15 protein-coding genes are annotated in these 13,828 nt (G+C 70.6%); 9 read left to right on the top strand and 6 right to left on the bottom strand.

The features are described from left to right. Positions 1-41: 41 nt before the first annotated feature. Positions 42-269, top strand: a complete 228-nt coding sequence (locus ACX27O_RS05225; protein ID WP_030328904.1) for a hypothetical protein — start codon at positions 42-44, stop codon at positions 267-269. An 83-nt stretch (positions 270-352) separates the two neighbouring features. On the opposite strand, the gene ACX27O_RS05230 is transcribed toward ACX27O_RS05225, so the two are convergent. Together ACX27O_RS05230 and ACX27O_RS05235 are read right to left on the bottom strand one after the other, a co-directional pair. Beyond that, the gene (locus tag ACX27O_RS05230) at positions 353-1,105 is read right to left on the bottom strand and encodes a GH25 family lysozyme (RefSeq protein WP_458939107.1); all 753 of its coding nucleotides are present in this window, start codon (positions 1,103-1,105) and stop codon (positions 353-355) included. 124 nt (positions 1,106-1,229) lie between these two features. Then, complete coding sequence (locus ACX27O_RS05235; protein ID WP_458939003.1) at positions 1,230-1,418, bottom strand: hypothetical protein; 189 nt, start codon at positions 1,416-1,418, stop codon at positions 1,230-1,232. A 222-nt stretch (positions 1,419-1,640) separates the two neighbouring features. Between ACX27O_RS05235 and ACX27O_RS05240 the strand changes: the two genes are divergently transcribed. The 4 genes from ACX27O_RS05240 (at position 1,641) to ACX27O_RS05255 (ending at position 4,866) form a co-directional block, all read left to right on the top strand. Then, the gene (locus ACX27O_RS05240) at positions 1,641-2,384 is read left to right on the top strand and encodes a M50 family metallopeptidase (RefSeq protein WP_458939004.1); all 744 of its coding nucleotides are present in this window, start codon (positions 1,641-1,643) and stop codon (positions 2,382-2,384) included. 61 nt (positions 2,385-2,445) lie between these two features. Next, positions 2,446-3,429, top strand: a complete 984-nt coding sequence (locus ACX27O_RS05245; protein WP_358127697.1) for a ketopantoate reductase family protein — start codon at positions 2,446-2,448, stop codon at positions 3,427-3,429. A gap of 62 nt (positions 3,430-3,491) precedes the next feature. Then, a complete protein-coding gene (locus ACX27O_RS05250; RefSeq protein ID WP_357638098.1) occupies positions 3,492-3,992 on the top strand; it encodes a SigE family RNA polymerase sigma factor in 501 nt (166 codons plus the stop codon). Beyond that, on the top strand, positions 3,985-4,866 hold the full coding sequence (locus ACX27O_RS05255; RefSeq protein ID WP_210866258.1) for a hypothetical protein: 882 nt from the start codon (positions 3,985-3,987) through the stop codon (positions 4,864-4,866). The genes ACX27O_RS05250 and ACX27O_RS05255 overlap by 8 nt, the downstream gene beginning before the upstream one ends. Before the next feature lie 30 nt (positions 4,867-4,896). Here the strand turns inward: ACX27O_RS05255 and ACX27O_RS05260 are convergent, their stop codons facing one another. Beyond that, positions 4,897-6,480, bottom strand: a complete 1,584-nt coding sequence (locus tag ACX27O_RS05260; protein ID WP_030328892.1) for an acyl-CoA carboxylase subunit beta — start codon at positions 6,478-6,480, stop codon at positions 4,897-4,899. An 84-nt stretch (positions 6,481-6,564) separates the two neighbouring features. Here ACX27O_RS05260 and ACX27O_RS05265 point away from each other — a divergent pair, with 84 nt between their 5' ends. Both ACX27O_RS05265 and ACX27O_RS05270 read left to right on the top strand, forming a co-directional pair. After that, positions 6,565-7,440, top strand: a complete 876-nt coding sequence (locus ACX27O_RS05265; protein WP_210866257.1) for a biotin--[acetyl-CoA-carboxylase] ligase — start codon at positions 6,565-6,567, stop codon at positions 7,438-7,440. A 189-nt stretch (positions 7,441-7,629) separates the two neighbouring features. Beyond that, entirely contained in the window at positions 7,630-8,202 is a 573-nt protein-coding gene (locus ACX27O_RS05270) for a PH domain-containing protein (RefSeq protein ID WP_030328888.1), read from the top strand. Between the two features lie 44 nt (positions 8,203-8,246). Here the strand turns inward: ACX27O_RS05270 and ACX27O_RS05275 are convergent, their stop codons facing one another. From ACX27O_RS05275 to ACX27O_RS05285, 3 genes are all read right to left on the bottom strand, one after another. Beyond that, positions 8,247-9,023: a MaoC/PaaZ C-terminal domain-containing protein gene (locus ACX27O_RS05275; RefSeq protein ID WP_458939005.1), complete on the bottom strand. Its 777-nt coding sequence runs from the start codon at positions 9,021-9,023 to the stop codon at positions 8,247-8,249. Beyond that, entirely contained in the window at positions 9,020-9,727 is a 708-nt protein-coding gene (locus ACX27O_RS05280; RefSeq protein ID WP_458939108.1) for a GtrA family protein, read from the bottom strand. The genes ACX27O_RS05275 and ACX27O_RS05280 overlap by 4 nt, the downstream gene beginning before the upstream one ends. A gap of 63 nt (positions 9,728-9,790) precedes the next feature. Then, positions 9,791-10,327 carry a GtrA family protein gene (locus ACX27O_RS05285; RefSeq protein ID WP_030328876.1) on the bottom strand — a complete coding sequence of 179 codons (537 nt, stop codon included), beginning with the start codon at positions 10,325-10,327 and terminating at the stop codon, positions 9,791-9,793. Positions 10,328-10,767: 440 nt separating this feature from the next. On the opposite strand from ACX27O_RS05285, the gene ACX27O_RS05290 reads away from it, so the two are divergent. Then, a complete protein-coding gene (locus ACX27O_RS05290; protein WP_458939006.1) occupies positions 10,768-12,612 on the top strand; it encodes a phosphoenolpyruvate carboxykinase (GTP) in 1,845 nt (614 codons plus the stop codon). Positions 12,613-12,648: 36 nt separating this feature from the next. Further along, positions 12,649-13,518, top strand: coding sequence for a hypothetical protein (locus tag ACX27O_RS05295; RefSeq protein WP_357638103.1), 870 nt, complete (start codon positions 12,649-12,651; stop codon positions 13,516-13,518). The last annotated feature ends 310 nt before the right edge of the window (positions 13,519-13,828 follow it).

Genomic DNA, 13,828 nt, shown 5'->3' on the forward strand with positions numbered 1-13,828 from the left:
GTCCGGGGTAATTGACCTTTGACGACGGAAGGAGGCACGACATGGGTTACCGACGGAGGGACACTCGGCCCCGGCTGGCACTGTGGATGCTCGTGGCGCTCGGCGACGCGATTCTGCTGCTGGTCAGCGCGGGGGTTTCGGTGCTCGTCGCACTGCTCGGCGTCGTGATCGTTGCCGGCCTTGGCGTTGCTGCCTGGCGGATGACCCGCCGGGGCGCGCTGGCTCGTGAGGATGCTGTGGTGCCGGCCCTGAGCCGGCGGCGGGCCTGACCCGTACCCGGTGGTGTGGCGGCAGCCGGACCGATTGTCGACCGTGCTGGTGACCGTCGATCCCGCTGCCGCCAACGGCCCGGTCAGGTGTTGTTGGCCAACGCGATCAGGCGGCTCCGGTCGCCGTTCCAGTAGTTGCGGTCCACGTTGCCGCTGATCCCGAAGACCGCGCCGGTGCTGGTGTACTGCCAGAAGCTCCACACCGACGCGCCGGCCGGCAGCGTGCCCGGCGCGCTCGCCCAGCGGGCCAGCCAGAGCGGGTGGTTCGCCCACGGGCCGGTCCAGCTGCCGGTGCACTGGTTCCACCAGCTCGTGGTGGTGTAGATGACCGCGTACCGGCCGGTGCGGGAGCGGTAGGTGTTCAGGAAGTCCTGGATCCAGTTGCGCATCCCGGTCGTGCTGAGGCCGTAGCAGTAGCCGCCGCTGTACGGGTTGCCCTCGATGTCCAGCGCGGCGGGCAGGGTGCGGCTGTCCGCGGACCAGGCGCCGCCGTTGGACGCCAGGTAGTTGGCCTGGGTGGAGCCGGCGGAGATGTTCGGGCGGGCGAAGTGGTACGCCCCGCGGATCACCCCGGCGTTGTACGCGTTGACGTAGTTGGCGTTGAAGTTCGGGTCCTTGTAGCTGGTGCCCTCGGTCGCCTTGATGAAGGCGAACTGGATGCCCGCGTTGCGGACGCTGGTCCAGTTGATGCTGCCCTGGTAGCGGGACACGTCGATGCCGGGTGTGGTGGCTGCGGCCGCCGGTCCGGCGGTCGCTACCAGGGCCGCCGCCGCGGTGGCGAGGACGGTGAGGCCGGCCGCGAGTGCGCGGCGCAGCGTTGATGAGGTACGGGCCATGAGTGCCTCCAAGGACGTCGCTCTATCGACGTCCATCTTTGGAGGTAAGTGCCCTAGATCGCAAGGGCGGCTGAAAAAAGCTTCATCGGCGGCCGTCTGTCGCCCTGGTGACGAGAGGAACGGGTCAGCGCAGTGTGGCCGGGTCGAGCTGCCAGCGGAACGGCTCGACGACTGTCAGCGTCTCGCCGGGCTTGGCAACCTGGTCCTCGACGTAGTGCTCGCCGTCGAGCCGGAACAGCCGCAACGAGTGACTGTCCCCGTCCTGCTCGACCAGCAGGTACCAGAGGATTCGCGCGATGGCGTAGAGCTGCATTTTGACCAGGCGATCGGCGGCTCCCGTCGAGCATCTCGATCCGGTCCGGGGTTTCACCCAGGGCGAAGTAGTCGGCCTCGGTCCAGAGCCCGACGTGGTGTCCCAGGGGTTCCGCGCTCATCAGCGCTCACCTCCCGTTTCACTCGCCACCCGATCAGTCTCACAGGATGCGAGCCGGTGCCTCGGGAGCGACATGGAACGCCGCCGGTAGGCTCGCGCCCCATGATGTCGATCGACGGGCTGGGCGAGAAGTGGGACACGTTGTTCGGCGCGCAGCCGGACCCGCCCGCGCTGCTGGTGCTGATCACCGGGGCGGTGGCGCTGGTGGTGGTCTCCACCCGGCTGCCGTGGCGGATCGCCCGTAACGCCATCACCATCGCGCACGAGGGCGGGCACGCCCTCGTCGCCCTGCTCACCGGCCGCAAGCTGCGCGGCATCCGGCTGCACTCGGACACGTCGGGTTTGACGCTCTCCGCCGGCCGTCCCACCGGGCCGGGCATGATCCTCACCCTGCTCGCCGGATATGTCGCACCGCCGTTGGTCGGGCTGGCCGGCGCCTGGCTGCTCGGCGGCAACCGGATCACCCTGCTGCTCTGGGTGGCGGTGGCGCTGCTGCTGGCCATGCTCGTCATGATCCGTAACGCCTTCGGCGTGGTGTCGTTGCTGGTCACCGGCGCGCTGGTGTTCGCCGTCTCGTGGTACGCGACGCCGCAGGTCCAGGCCGCCTTCGCGTACACCGGGGTGTGGTTCCTGCTGCTCGGTGGGGTGCGGCCGGTGGTCGAGCTGCAGCGGCTGCGCTCCCGGGGCCGGATGCCCGCCTCCGACGCCGACCAACTCGCCGGGCTGACCCCGTTCCCGGCGTTCTTCTGGGTGAGCCTCTTCGCAGTGATCAACCTCGCGGCGCTGATCGCCGGCGCGCTCCTGCTCGCCGGCCCGTTCCTCACCGATGCCGGCCTGACCAGCTGACGGAAGGCAACCGGCGGGCGGCGCACCGGGCGGCTGGCGCACGGGCGGGCAGAATGAGGCCATGCGATACGTGATCATCGGGGCCGGTGCGGTCGGCGGCACCATCGGCGTACGGCTGGCCCAGGCCGACCGGGACGTGACAGTGGTGGCCCGCGGCGCCCACCTGGACGCGATCCGGAGGCGGGGTCTGACCCTGCGGCAGCCCGACGGTGAGGTCACCGCCCGGCTCGCGGCGGTGGACCGGCCCGGTGACCAGCCGCTGCCAGCGGACACCGTGCTGATCCTCACCGTGAAGTCGCAGGACACCGCCGGCGCGTTGGCCACCTGGGTGGACGCGCCGGTGGTCGGCGGCGGCACGGCCGGCGAACGTCTGCCGCTGGTGACCGCGCAGAACGGGGTGGCCAACGAGCGGGCCGCGCTGCGGCTCTTCGCCGACGTGCACCCGGTCTGTGTCTGGCTGCCGGCCACCCACCTGGACCCGGGCGTGGTGGTCGCCAACGGGTACCCGCACCCCGGGATGCTCCACATCGGCCGGTACCCCGCAGGTGCCGACGACACCGACGCGGCGATCGCCGCCGACCTGACCGCCGCCGGCTTCGTCGCCCCGGTCCGCGCCGACGTGCTGCGCTGGAAGTACGGCAAGCTGCTCAGCAACCTCGGTAACGGCCTGCAGGCGCTGCTCGGCCGGGACATCCCGGACGCGCTGGCCGAGCGGGTACGCGCCGAGGGCGTCGCCGCGCTCGCCGCCGCCGGCATCGCGCACACCTCGCCGGCGGAGGAGAAGGCCGAACGGGGCGACCTGGTCGGGCAACGCCCGGTCGCCGGAGAGGCCCGTTCCGGCGGCTCCACCTGGCAGAGCCTGGCCCGGGGCACCGGCTCGACCGAGGTCGACCACCTCAACGGGGAGATCGCCCTGCTCGGCCGGCTGCACGGCGTACCGACACCGGCCAACGTGGCGGTGCAGCGGGCCGTACGCCGGGCGGCCCGGGAGCGGATCGCGGCCGGCGCGTTCCCGCTCGCCGAGTTGGAGAAGATGATCGCCTGACCGGGGCAACCGACCACCCCGCGCGGTGCGTGTTCCCAGCGACCGACACGGGGAGGTAGCTGGTGCCGGACGTCGACGGGTTCGACGAGTTCTACCGGGGGAGTCGACAACGACTCCTCGGGTTCGTCTACGCCCTCACCGGCGATCGGGGCGAGGCGCAGGACGCCGTGCAGGAGGCGTACGTCCGGGCGTGGCAGCGCTGGTCGACGGTCAGCGCGTACGACGACCCGGAGGCGTGGGTTCGGGTGGTGGCCAGTCGGATCGCGGTCAGCCGCTGGCGCAGTCTGCGGAGCAGGGCCCGTGCCTACCTGCGACACGGGGCCACCGAGAGCGTTCCCGGGCCGGGCACCGACACCGTCGCGGTGGTCGCCGCCCTGCGCCGGCTGCCCGAGGAGCAACGCGTCGCCATCGCCCTCTACTACCTGGTGGGCATGCCTGTCGCCGAGGTCGCCCGGGAGACCGCGGCCCCGGTGGGCACGGTGAAGGCCCGACTCTCCCGGGGGCGCGCTGCGCTCGCCGGTCTGCTCGCCGTCTCTGACCTGGAGGAGGCCACCGATGCGTGACGACCCGACCCTGGTCGAACAGATTCAGCGCGACCTGCGGGACGTGCGCTGGCTCGGCCCGGAGGAGATCCGTGCCCGGGCCCGTCGCCGCAGCCAGCGCAGGATCGTGGCGGCCACCGTCGTGCTGGCCCTCGCCGGGGTGTCCGCCGCCGCGGTCGCCGCGCCGAGGACATCTCCGCCGTCGGCCCTTCCGGCCGCCTCCGCCTCGCCCGACGCCACGCCGACCCAGCACGAGATCACCACCGACGCCCTGCTCCAGCCGGCCGACCTGACGCGCCCGATCGAGGTGCAGCTCAGCCAGGCGGGCATGGGGGAGCCGGTCCGGGTCGACGCGATGCTCGATCAGTGCCGGGCGAACCTGGGGCTGCCGGAGGGGTGGCGGTTCTCCCGCCTGTCCCGCTCACAGACCCTGCTTCGGGCGCGTCCCGCCGGAACCGAGCCCGGCAACGCCGACGTCCTCGTGATGCAGGACGTCTACCGGATGGCCACACAGGACGAGGCGACGTTGGCCCTCGTGACCCTCCAGGGTCTGGTGGACCCGTGCGACGAGTGGCGCAGCCGCGGGCCGTACGAGCGGAAGGGGCAGACCGGTACGGCGGAGGCGGTGCACCGGTGGCAGGTCCGGCCGCTGGACTCTGGGGGGCAAGGCGGCGTCCTGCTGACCCACACGATTTCCCAGGCCCGGGACGTGAACACCGGCGCGACGCTCGACGACGAGACGCGCCCGACCAACACTGCGGTGGTGCAGGTCGGCGATCTCGTCTCGGTGCTCAGCCTCGGTCGCGACGGCACCGAGGCGGAACTCCAACAGTTCGCCGTCGCGGCCGTGGCGCGCCTGTGCCCGAACGCCAACGCCCCACCCCCGAACTGCTGAGGGCGCGGATCGAGGGAACTGGACCCCGCGTTACAGCGGGATGTTGCCGTGCTTCTTCGGCGGCAGGGTCTCCCGCTTGGTGCGCAGGATGCGCAGCGCCCGCACGATCTGGGTGCGCGTCTCGTGCGGCGGGATCACCGCGTCGACGTACCCGCGCTCGGCGGCCACGTACGGGTTGGCCAGGGTGTCCTCGTACTCGGCGATCTTCTCGGCCCGGACCGCCGCCGGGTCCTCGGCACCTGCCAGCTCGGAGCGGTAGAGGATGTTCACCGCGCCCTGCGCACCCATCACCGCGATCTGCGCGGTCGGCCAGGCGAAGTTCAGGTCCGCGCCGAGGTGCTTGGAGCCCATCACGTCGTACGCCCCGCCGTACGCCTTGCGGGTGATCACCGTGACCTTGGGGACGGTGGCCTCGGCGTACGCGTAGATGAGCTTGGCGCCCCGGCGGATGATGCCGTCCCATTCCTGGCCGGTGCCGGGCAGGAAGCCGGGTACGTCCACGAAGGTCAGCACCGGGATGTTGAACGCGTCGCAGGTGCGCACGAACCGGGCGGCCTTCTCCGAGGCGGCGATATCCAGGGTGCCGGCGAAGTGCATGGGCTGGTTGGCGACCACACCGACCGGCCGCCCCTCGACCCGGCCGTAGCCGACCACGATGTTCTGCGCGTAGAGGGGCTGGACCTCAAGGAACTCCCCGTCGTCGAGGACGTGCTCGATGACGGTGTGGATGTCGTACGGCTGGTTGGCGGAGTCCGGGACGAGGGTGTCCAGCTCGCGGTCCTCGTCAGTGATCGTCAGGTCGGCGGGGGCCTCGACGACGACCGGCTCGTCGAGGTTGTTCGACGGCAGGTACGACAGCAGCGCCTTGACGTAGTCGACAGCGTCCTCCTCGTCGGTGGCGAGGTAGTGCGCGTTGCCGCTGCGGGAGTTGTGCGTACGCGCGCCGCCCAGCTCCTCCATGCCGACGTCCTCGCCGGTCACCGTCTTGATCACGTCGGGGCCGGTGATGAACATGTGCGAGGTCTGGTCGACCATCACTGTGAAGTCGGTGACCGCGGGGGAGTAGACCGCGCCGCCGGCGCAGGGGCCCATCACCAGCGAGATCTGTGGGATGACACCGGAGGCCCGGACGTTGCGGAAGAAGATCTCACCGTAGAGGCCGAGCGAGACGACGCCCTCCTGGATGCGCGCGCCACCGGAGTCGTTGATGCCGACCACCGGGCAGCCGATCTTCATGGCCAGGTCCATCACCTTGACGATCTTCTCGCCGAAGACCTCGCCGAGCGAACCACCGAAGACCGTGAAGTCCTGGGCGAAGACGCACACCTGCCGGCCGTCCACCGTGCCGTAGCCGGTGACCACACCGTCGCCGTAGGGCCGGTTCTTCTCCAGCCCGAAGGCCGTGGACCGGTGCCGGGCCAGTTCGTCGAGTTCGACGAAGGATCCCTCGTCGAGCAGCATCTCGATCCGCTCGCGGGCGGTCTTCTTGCCGCGCGCGTGCTGCTTCTCCACGGCGCGGGCCGACCCGGCGTGCACCGCCTCGTCGACCCGGCGCTCCAGGTCCGCCAGCTTGCCCGCGGTGCTGTGCATGTTGGTCCCGGTCTCGGTAGTCACCCTGGGAATATAACGATGGTTCAGGTGGGTGCCCCTGTGCAGTACGCCTCAGTGTCGATCAGGGCACCGCCGTAGGCTGGCGGAATGCCGGGTTCCCCGTACACCGATCTGGACCGGCCGCCGCTGTCGGCGGCCCGGCTGCGCCGCGCGTTGGTCGCGCCGAACGGGCCGTGGGCCCGGCTGGAGTTGCGGGCCGAGACCGGCTCCACCAACGCCGACGTGGCCGAGGCGGCCCGGACCGACGAGCCCGAGGGCCTGGTGGTGGTCGCCGAACGGCAGACCGCTGGTCGTGGTCGCCGTGGTCGGGTCTGGCAGTCGCCGGCCCGGGCCGGCATCGCGACGAGCGTGCTGCTGCGGCCCGGCGAGGCCGTGCCGGACCGCGGTTGGTTGCCGGCGGCACCCACGGGGTACGGGTGGCTGCCGTTGCTGGCCGGCGTGGCGCTCGTCGAGGCGGTGGCCCGGCTGGCCGAGCTGGAGGCCACCCTGAAGTGGCCGAACGACCTGTTGATCGACGACGCGAAGTGCGCGGGCGTGCTGGCCGAGGCGGTGCCCGGACGTACGCCGGACCAACCGCCGGCGATCGTGCTGGGCATCGGGCTCAACGTGACGCTGCGCGCCGACGAGTTGCCGGTGAACCCGACCGGGCTGCCGGCCACCTCGCTCCAGCTGGCCGGCGCGGCGGCCACCGATCGGGATCCGCTGCTGCGGGCGCTGCTGCGGGCGGTCGCCGACTGGTACGACCGTTGGCGTTCGGCGGGCGGCGACGCGGTGGCCAGCGGCCTGCGCGACGCCTACCTGGCGGCCTGCGCGACGGTCGGTCGGGAGGTACGCGTCCTGCTCCCCAACGGCGACTCCCTGACCGGCACCGCCACCGGAGTGGACCCAGACGGCCAACTCATCGTCACCACCCCCACCGAAACCCGAACCCTGGCAGCCGGCGACGTCCTACACCTCCGCTAACCCACCCCGCCCCACCCCCCAACCGCGCGATCTTGCACTTCCTGTCGCGGCACAAGGGGTGAAAGCCGCGTAACGGCGACCGGAAGTGCAAGATCGCGGAAGCACGGGTGGGGGCCGCGTGGCGGATGTTGTGGTGGGGCTTGGGGGGTTTACCGTCTGCGCGTCTAGAAAATCGCGTTGGAGGTTCCCGTGGCGTTTCCTGAGGACGTGCTCACCGAGGACGAGCATGTCGTGCTGCACCTGCACCCGCACTGGAAGGCGTTGATCCGGCCGATCGCGGTGCTGGTGCTGGCCATCGCCGCGGTGGTGGTCGGCGTGGTCCTGTTGCCTGAGGGCAGCGGGGGTTCGATCGTGCTGGCCGTGATCGGGGCGATCGCCCTGGTCGCGGTGCTCTGGCTCGCGCTGTGGCCGTTCCTGGTCTGGCGCACCACCCACTACCTGTTCACGAACGAGCGGGTCCTGCTCCAGCAGGGTGTCTTCTCCCGGGACCGGCGGGACCTCCCGCTCGCCCGCGTCAACGACCACTCGATGAACCAGCGTTTCGTCGAGCGTCTGCTCGGCTGCGGCACGCTCACCATCGAGTCGGCCGGTGAGCGCGGCCAGTCGGTGCTCTCCGACGTGCCGGACGTCGGAAAGGTGCAGACCACCCTGTACGAGTTGGTCGAGGCACAGCACGACAAGCACTCACTGGGCGATGGCGAGATGCGCGACATGCTCGCCGACATGCAGGACGGCAAGTCGCTGCGCGACACCACCACCTGACCGGTGCGGTTGACACCCGCCCCCTGCCACGGTGTCGGGGCGGGTCAGTCGTGTCGTTGTGCCTCGGCGGAGCCGCTGATCTCCGTCGGGTCACCGTCGGACGGCGCGGCGGCGGACGGCGCGGCGGCGGACGGCGCGACGGCGGACGGCACGGCGGCGGACGGGTCCGCCGCGATCGGGCCGTCGGCGGGCCGATCAGCTTCGGGCCGGTCAGCTCCGGGCCGGTCAGCTCCGGGCCGGTCAGCTCCGGGCCGGTCAGCGTCGGCCGCGGCGGCTCCGACAGGGGCGGCTCCGACAGCTTCGGCTTCGGCGGGGTCGGCCTCGACCGGCCGGACGGCGAACCAGCCACGGAAGCGGGTCCGCAGCACCTCCTGCTCCGGCCGGTCGTCCGGGCCGAGGCGCAGCATGGTGCCGGTGAGGCTGACGGTGCCGAGCCCGGGACGGGCGGTCGACGGTCGGGCGCCCATCACGTCGACCCGGACGGCGAGCCGGTCGCCGGCCCGCACGGGGGCGAGCCACCGCAGCTCCTCCAGGCCGGGGGACGCGTCCGCGGCGGCCCGGGACAGCAGGTGGTCGACGTACGCGCGCATGAACAGGCTGACCGTGTAGAAGCCACTGGCGATCACACCGCCGTGCCGGCTCGCCGCGGCCAGGTCGCTGTCGACGTGGTACCACTGCGGGTCGAAGCGGCGGGCGAAGGCGACCATCTCGTCGGCGTCCACGGTGACCACGCCGAGATCGACGGTCAGCCCCGGGACGAGGTCCTCGAAGAACAGCTCGGCTGGTCGGCCCGTGCCAGAGCGGGCGTCGGGTGTGGTCACCGGCGGGGCGCGCGACGGGTGCCGACGTGCAGTTCCGCGGCGAGTTCCGCGTCCAGGTCGGCGGCGGGGCTGACGCTCAGGTGCGGGGGCCGGCCCTGGGCGGGTGTGCCGGGCGGGTAGGCGGCGCGCTGTGCGGGCTCCGACTCCTCCAGCTCGGACACGGATTCCGCGAGCTCGGCGACCGGGTCCATCTCCGCCATGGTGTCCCACTCGTCGCGCGGAATGCTGTGCCAGGTGGACTGGGGCTTCGCAGCCTCGTCCGCTGCTGGCGCGACAGGTTGGAAGACGAAGGTCCGGTAGGACCAGAACCGGAACAGCGTGGCCAGCATGACGCCGACGGTCTTGGCCACGTTCAGCGCCAGCAGGCCGTGTACGCCGAGACCGTACTTGGCGGCCGCCACGGCACCCAGCTCAATGAGCAGGCCGGCGCCGTTGAAAAGGAAGAAGAGCAGATATTCCCGACGAAGCGCCGATTTCGGGCGATCGCGGTACGTCCAGTGCCGATTCATGAGGTACGACGTGATGGTCGCGACGATGGTCGCGATCACGGTCGCCTTCAACTGACCATTGACGAAAACGGTCAGTGCGAGGGCATTGAACACCGCGTAATTGATGACGGTGTTGATGCCGCCGACGATGCCGAACTTGAGCGCCTCGTGGATGAACTTCTGCCAGCGCTCAGGCAGCAGACGGACAAGACGCATGCGAAACACCTTAGGGCAGTCGGTGCGGCCGGCGATCACCGGCCGAACGAGGTGGGCGGCAGGTCACGCCCCGTGGTCACGGTCGGGATTCACCTGCGGAACGGTCGGGGTTCCCGCTTCGACGAAGACGAACCGCCGGTAGGACCAGAATCGGAACAGCGTGGCGAGCCCCGTGCCGACGATGTAGCTGGCGAGGTTGTCGGCGAGGCGGGTCTGGAACACTGCCGGCCAGATGGCCCCGAGCCCGTAGCGGCTCAGCGCCAGGCAGGCGACGGTGATGCCGAGGCCGACCGCGTTGAAGAAGAAGAAGAGCGCGTACTCGCGGGCCGCGTTGTTGCGCTGACGGTGCCGCCACGTCCAGAACCGGTTGCCCACGAAGGCGACGGTGGCCGCGATCACTGTGGAGATCGTCTTCGCGGTCAGCTCCTCGACGCCGTGCCTGCTCGTCAGGTAGTTGAAGAGCGCGAAGTCGATGAGGAAGGCGAAACCACCCACGGTGGCGAACTTGCTCAGCTCGCGGAGGAGATGACCGAAGCGGTCGAGCAGTGTGCCGACGAGACCCCGTCGGGTCTGCGGGGAACCCGGTTGTTCCCCGGTCATCGTGGCGGCCACGCAGGGAGCCTACCGGCTGCCGGCCAGTCAGAGGGGTAGCAACGGCGAGCGGGCGCGGTGTCCCGGAGGGGCCCAGCGTCTGCGTACGTGACCACTGCACAGAGCGTAGCCAATTGGGAGGACTGAGCCGCTGCGGAACGGGAATCCTCGCACCGGTCGGCGGGGCAGGTCCACGGCCCGACCGCAACAAGCCGCCGCCGGGGTGCACAACAAGATTTGCGTGAAACTGCGCGGGAAAGCGGGTATCAGCTCGTGATGCCGCAGCGAGGCCGTAGCTTGTGCAGTTCTTCACAACCTGTCCCACTGACTCGGAAGGCTGCCCGGTTTACGCTGAGGCCAATCCCAGGTTTCCACGAAGGCGACGCTTCGCGCCGCCGAGTCTCGTGCATCCCATAGATCGGTCAGCGTCGACCACAAGGAGATGTGTCATGGTTGCTCCGGCTGTTGTGCGGGGAATCGATCAGGCCCCGACGTCCCACCCGAAACTGCTCGCCTGGGTCCGTGAGGTCGCAGAACTGACCACCCCCGACCGTGTCGTCTGGGTGGACGGGTCCGACGAGGAGTGGCGCCGCCTCACCGATGAACTGGTCGAGGCCGGCACTCTGATCCGGCTCAACCCCGAGAAGAAGCCCAACTCGTTCTACGCGCGCACCGACCCGACGGACGTCGCCCGGGTCGAGGAGCGCACCTACATCTGTTCCGTCGACGAGGCGGATGCCGGCCCCACCAACAACTGGATGGCGCCGGCCGAGATGAAGCGGACGATGACGGAGTTGTACCGGGGCTCCATGCGCGGTCGCACCATGTACGTCATCCCGTTCGTCATGGGCCCGGTGGAGGCCGAGTCCCCGATGTTCGGTGTGGAGATCACCGACAGCCCGTACGTGGTCGCCTCCATGCGGATCATGACGCGGATGGGCGCCCGGGTCCTTGAGGCCATGGGCGACGACGCGGACTTCGTGCACGCGCTGCACTCCATCGGCGCCCCGCTCGCCCCCGGCCAGGAGGATGTCGCCTGGCCGTGCAACGACACCAAGTACATCTCGCACTTCCCGGAGACCCGGGAGATCTGGTCGTTCGGCTCGGGTTACGGCGGCAACTCGCTGCTGGGCAAGAAGTGCTACTCGTTGCGGATCGCCAGCGTGATGGGCCGGGACGAGGGCTGGCTCGCCGAGCACATGCTGATCCTGAAGATCACCTCGCCGGAGGGTCGGGTCTACCACATCGCCGGCGCGTTCCCGTCGGCCTGCGGCAAGACCAACCTCGCCATGGTGGAGCCGACGATCCCCGGCTGGAAGGTCGAGACCATCGGCGACGACATCGCCTGGATGCGGTTCGGCCCGGACGGCCGCCTCTACGCGGTCAACCCCGAGTACGGTCTCTTCGGCGTCGCGCCCGGCACCGACTGGAAGACCAACGCCAACGCCATGCGCACCCTGGACCGGGGCAACTCGATCTTCACCAACGTCGGCCTCACCGACGACGGTGACATCTGGTGGGAGGGCATGGGTGAGCCGCCGGCGCACCTGATCGACTGGAAGGGCAACGACTGGACGCCGGAGAGCGACAGCCTCTCGTCCCACGCGAACAGCCGGTTCTGCACCCCGATCACGCAGTGCCCGATCCTCGCCGACGAGTACTTCGACCCGAACGGCGTTCCGATCGACGCGATCCTCTTCGGCGGACGCCGTAAGGACACCGTCCCGCTGGTGACCGAGGCCCGCGACTGGGTGCACGGCGTCTACATGGGTGCCACGCTCTCCTCGGAGACGACCGCCGCCGCGTCCGGCGCGGTCGGCGTGGTCCGCCGGGACCCGATGGCGATGCTGCCGTTCATCGGCTACCACGCCGGTGACTACTTCCGGCACTGGATCGAGATGGGCAAGGGCACCGACGGCGACGAGGGGAAGCTGCCGAAGATCTACTACGTCAACTGGTTCCGCAAGGACCCGGACGGTTCGTTCCTCTGGCCCGGCTTCGGCGAGAACTCCCGGGTGCTCAAGTGGATCGTGGAGCGGATCGAGGGCACCGCCGACGCGGTCGAGACGCCGGTCGGCATGGTCCCCGCGCCGGACGCCCTGGATGTCGAGGGCCTGGACATGACCCCAGAGGATGTCCGGATCGCGCTGAAGGTCGACCCGGACGAGTGGCGCAACGAGCTTCCGATGATCACCGATTGGTTCGAGAAGTTCGGTGACAAGCTGCCCGGCGTGCTCTGGGCCGAGCTGGACGCACTGCGCGCGCGCCTGGACGCCGCACAGCCGCAGCGGTAGGTGTGAACGAGGCCCTTCGCGGGCAACATCGATTTCATGAGGACGGCCGCCGAGACCCAGGTCCGGCGGCCGTCCGCCGTCCGGGTGCTCGTCATCCTGCTGGCCACGACGGCGGCGGCCACCGTCGTGGTCGAGCTGCTCAATTGGTGGTACGCCCCGGAGCAGGGTTTCGGGTTGGCCGTCCGGACCGGCTGGGCACTGCTGCGCTCGTTCGGTTTCCTGCTGCTGATCGGGCATGTGCAACGGGGTCGTACGGTGGCCCGCCCGTTCGGGCTGATCCTCGCGGTCACCACGATCTTCGCGGTCGGCCGGCTCATCGTGCCCCGGCAGGGGGTGCCGCCGTTGCCCGGCCTGCTCGGTTTCGCGATCCTCACGGCGCTCTGTGTCGCTGTGGTCTGGCTGCTCTACCGCTCGTCGGCGTTGGCCGGGCACCTGGTCCGGCACCGTCCGCGTCTCGTCATCGACCGGGACGGCATCTCCTGGCGGGAGACCCCGCCCCGCCGACCACAGGCCAGCGCCTGGTTGTTGACCAGTCGGGTGGCGGCCTTCACCTACAGCCCGTTGATGCTGGTGCCGGCGCTGGTGGCCGGGGGCTCCATCCTGGATGGTCGGCTGACCGCGGTGCCGGCCGTGCTGTTCTGGTTCGGCGCTGGCATCACGGCCAGCTACGCCGTGCTGTTCTGCACCGCGTTCCTGATGCGGGGCAAGGACTGGGCCCGTGGCCTGCTGATCGTCGTCACGGTGGCCGTACTCGCTGTGGATCTGCCGCTGTGCTGGTGGCTGCTGGGGGTCGACGGCCTGGTCCGCGACGGCGGCCCCCTGGTCGCGGCGGCGGGGTTGACCCTGTACGGCCTGCGCCGCGCCGCCCGCGCCCCCGACGCCGCCCAACCTGAACCCCAACCCTGACCGCGGCCAGCCCCGCACCCCTCCCGCTGGCCGGCTGGCGGCCGGCGGCCGGCCATGGCGCTGGCCCGGCCATGGCGCTGGCCCGGCCATGGCGCAGGGCCCGGCCACGGCGCAGGCCCGACCACGGCCCATTCCCCCTTTGCTCTGCACCTCTATAGGCGACAGTGGCGGACGGTAACCGTCGCGTCCGCGGGTGCAGAGCAAAGGAGGGCGGTGAGACCTGTCGGTCCAGTGCGGGAACGGTCTTCTCGGCGGGCAGGGGGCAGGATGGCGGGTGGCGTCGGTCACAGCGATCGGCGTCGGGGCAGCT

The sequence above is a fragment of the Micromonospora sp. SD19 genome (assembly GCF_054462275.1).

Excerpts from the sequence above, each read along its gene's own strand:
- ACX27O_RS05245 (WP_358127697.1), top strand. The coding sequence starts at position 2,446 with ATGCGATACGTGATCATCGGGGCCGGTGCGGTCGGCGGCACCATCGGC.
- ACX27O_RS05240 (WP_458939004.1), top strand. The coding sequence starts at position 1,641 with ATGATGTCGATCGACGGGCTGGGCGAGAAGTGGGACACGTTGTTCGGC.
- ACX27O_RS05285 (WP_030328876.1), bottom strand. The coding sequence starts at position 10,327 with ATGACCGGGGAACAACCGGGTTCCCCGCAGACCCGACGGGGTCTCGTC.
- ACX27O_RS05230 (WP_458939107.1), bottom strand. The coding sequence starts at position 1,105 with ATGGCCCGTACCTCATCAACGCTGCGCCGCGCACTCGCGGCCGGCCTC.
- ACX27O_RS05265 (WP_210866257.1), top strand. The coding sequence starts at position 6,565 with ATGCCGGGTTCCCCGTACACCGATCTGGACCGGCCGCCGCTGTCGGCG.
- ACX27O_RS05290 (WP_458939006.1), top strand. The coding sequence starts at position 10,768 with ATGGTTGCTCCGGCTGTTGTGCGGGGAATCGATCAGGCCCCGACGTCC.
- ACX27O_RS05235 (WP_458939003.1), bottom strand. The coding sequence starts at position 1,418 with ATGCAGCTCTACGCCATCGCGCGAATCCTCTGGTACCTGCTGGTCGAG.
- ACX27O_RS05280 (WP_458939108.1), bottom strand. The coding sequence starts at position 9,727 with ATGCGTCTTGTCCGTCTGCTGCCTGAGCGCTGGCAGAAGTTCATCCAC.
- ACX27O_RS05255 (WP_210866258.1), top strand. The coding sequence starts at position 3,985 with ATGCGTGACGACCCGACCCTGGTCGAACAGATTCAGCGCGACCTGCGG.
- ACX27O_RS05295 (WP_357638103.1), top strand. The coding sequence starts at position 12,649 with ATGAGGACGGCCGCCGAGACCCAGGTCCGGCGGCCGTCCGCCGTCCGG.
- ACX27O_RS05225 (WP_030328904.1), top strand. The coding sequence starts at position 42 with ATGGGTTACCGACGGAGGGACACTCGGCCCCGGCTGGCACTGTGGATG.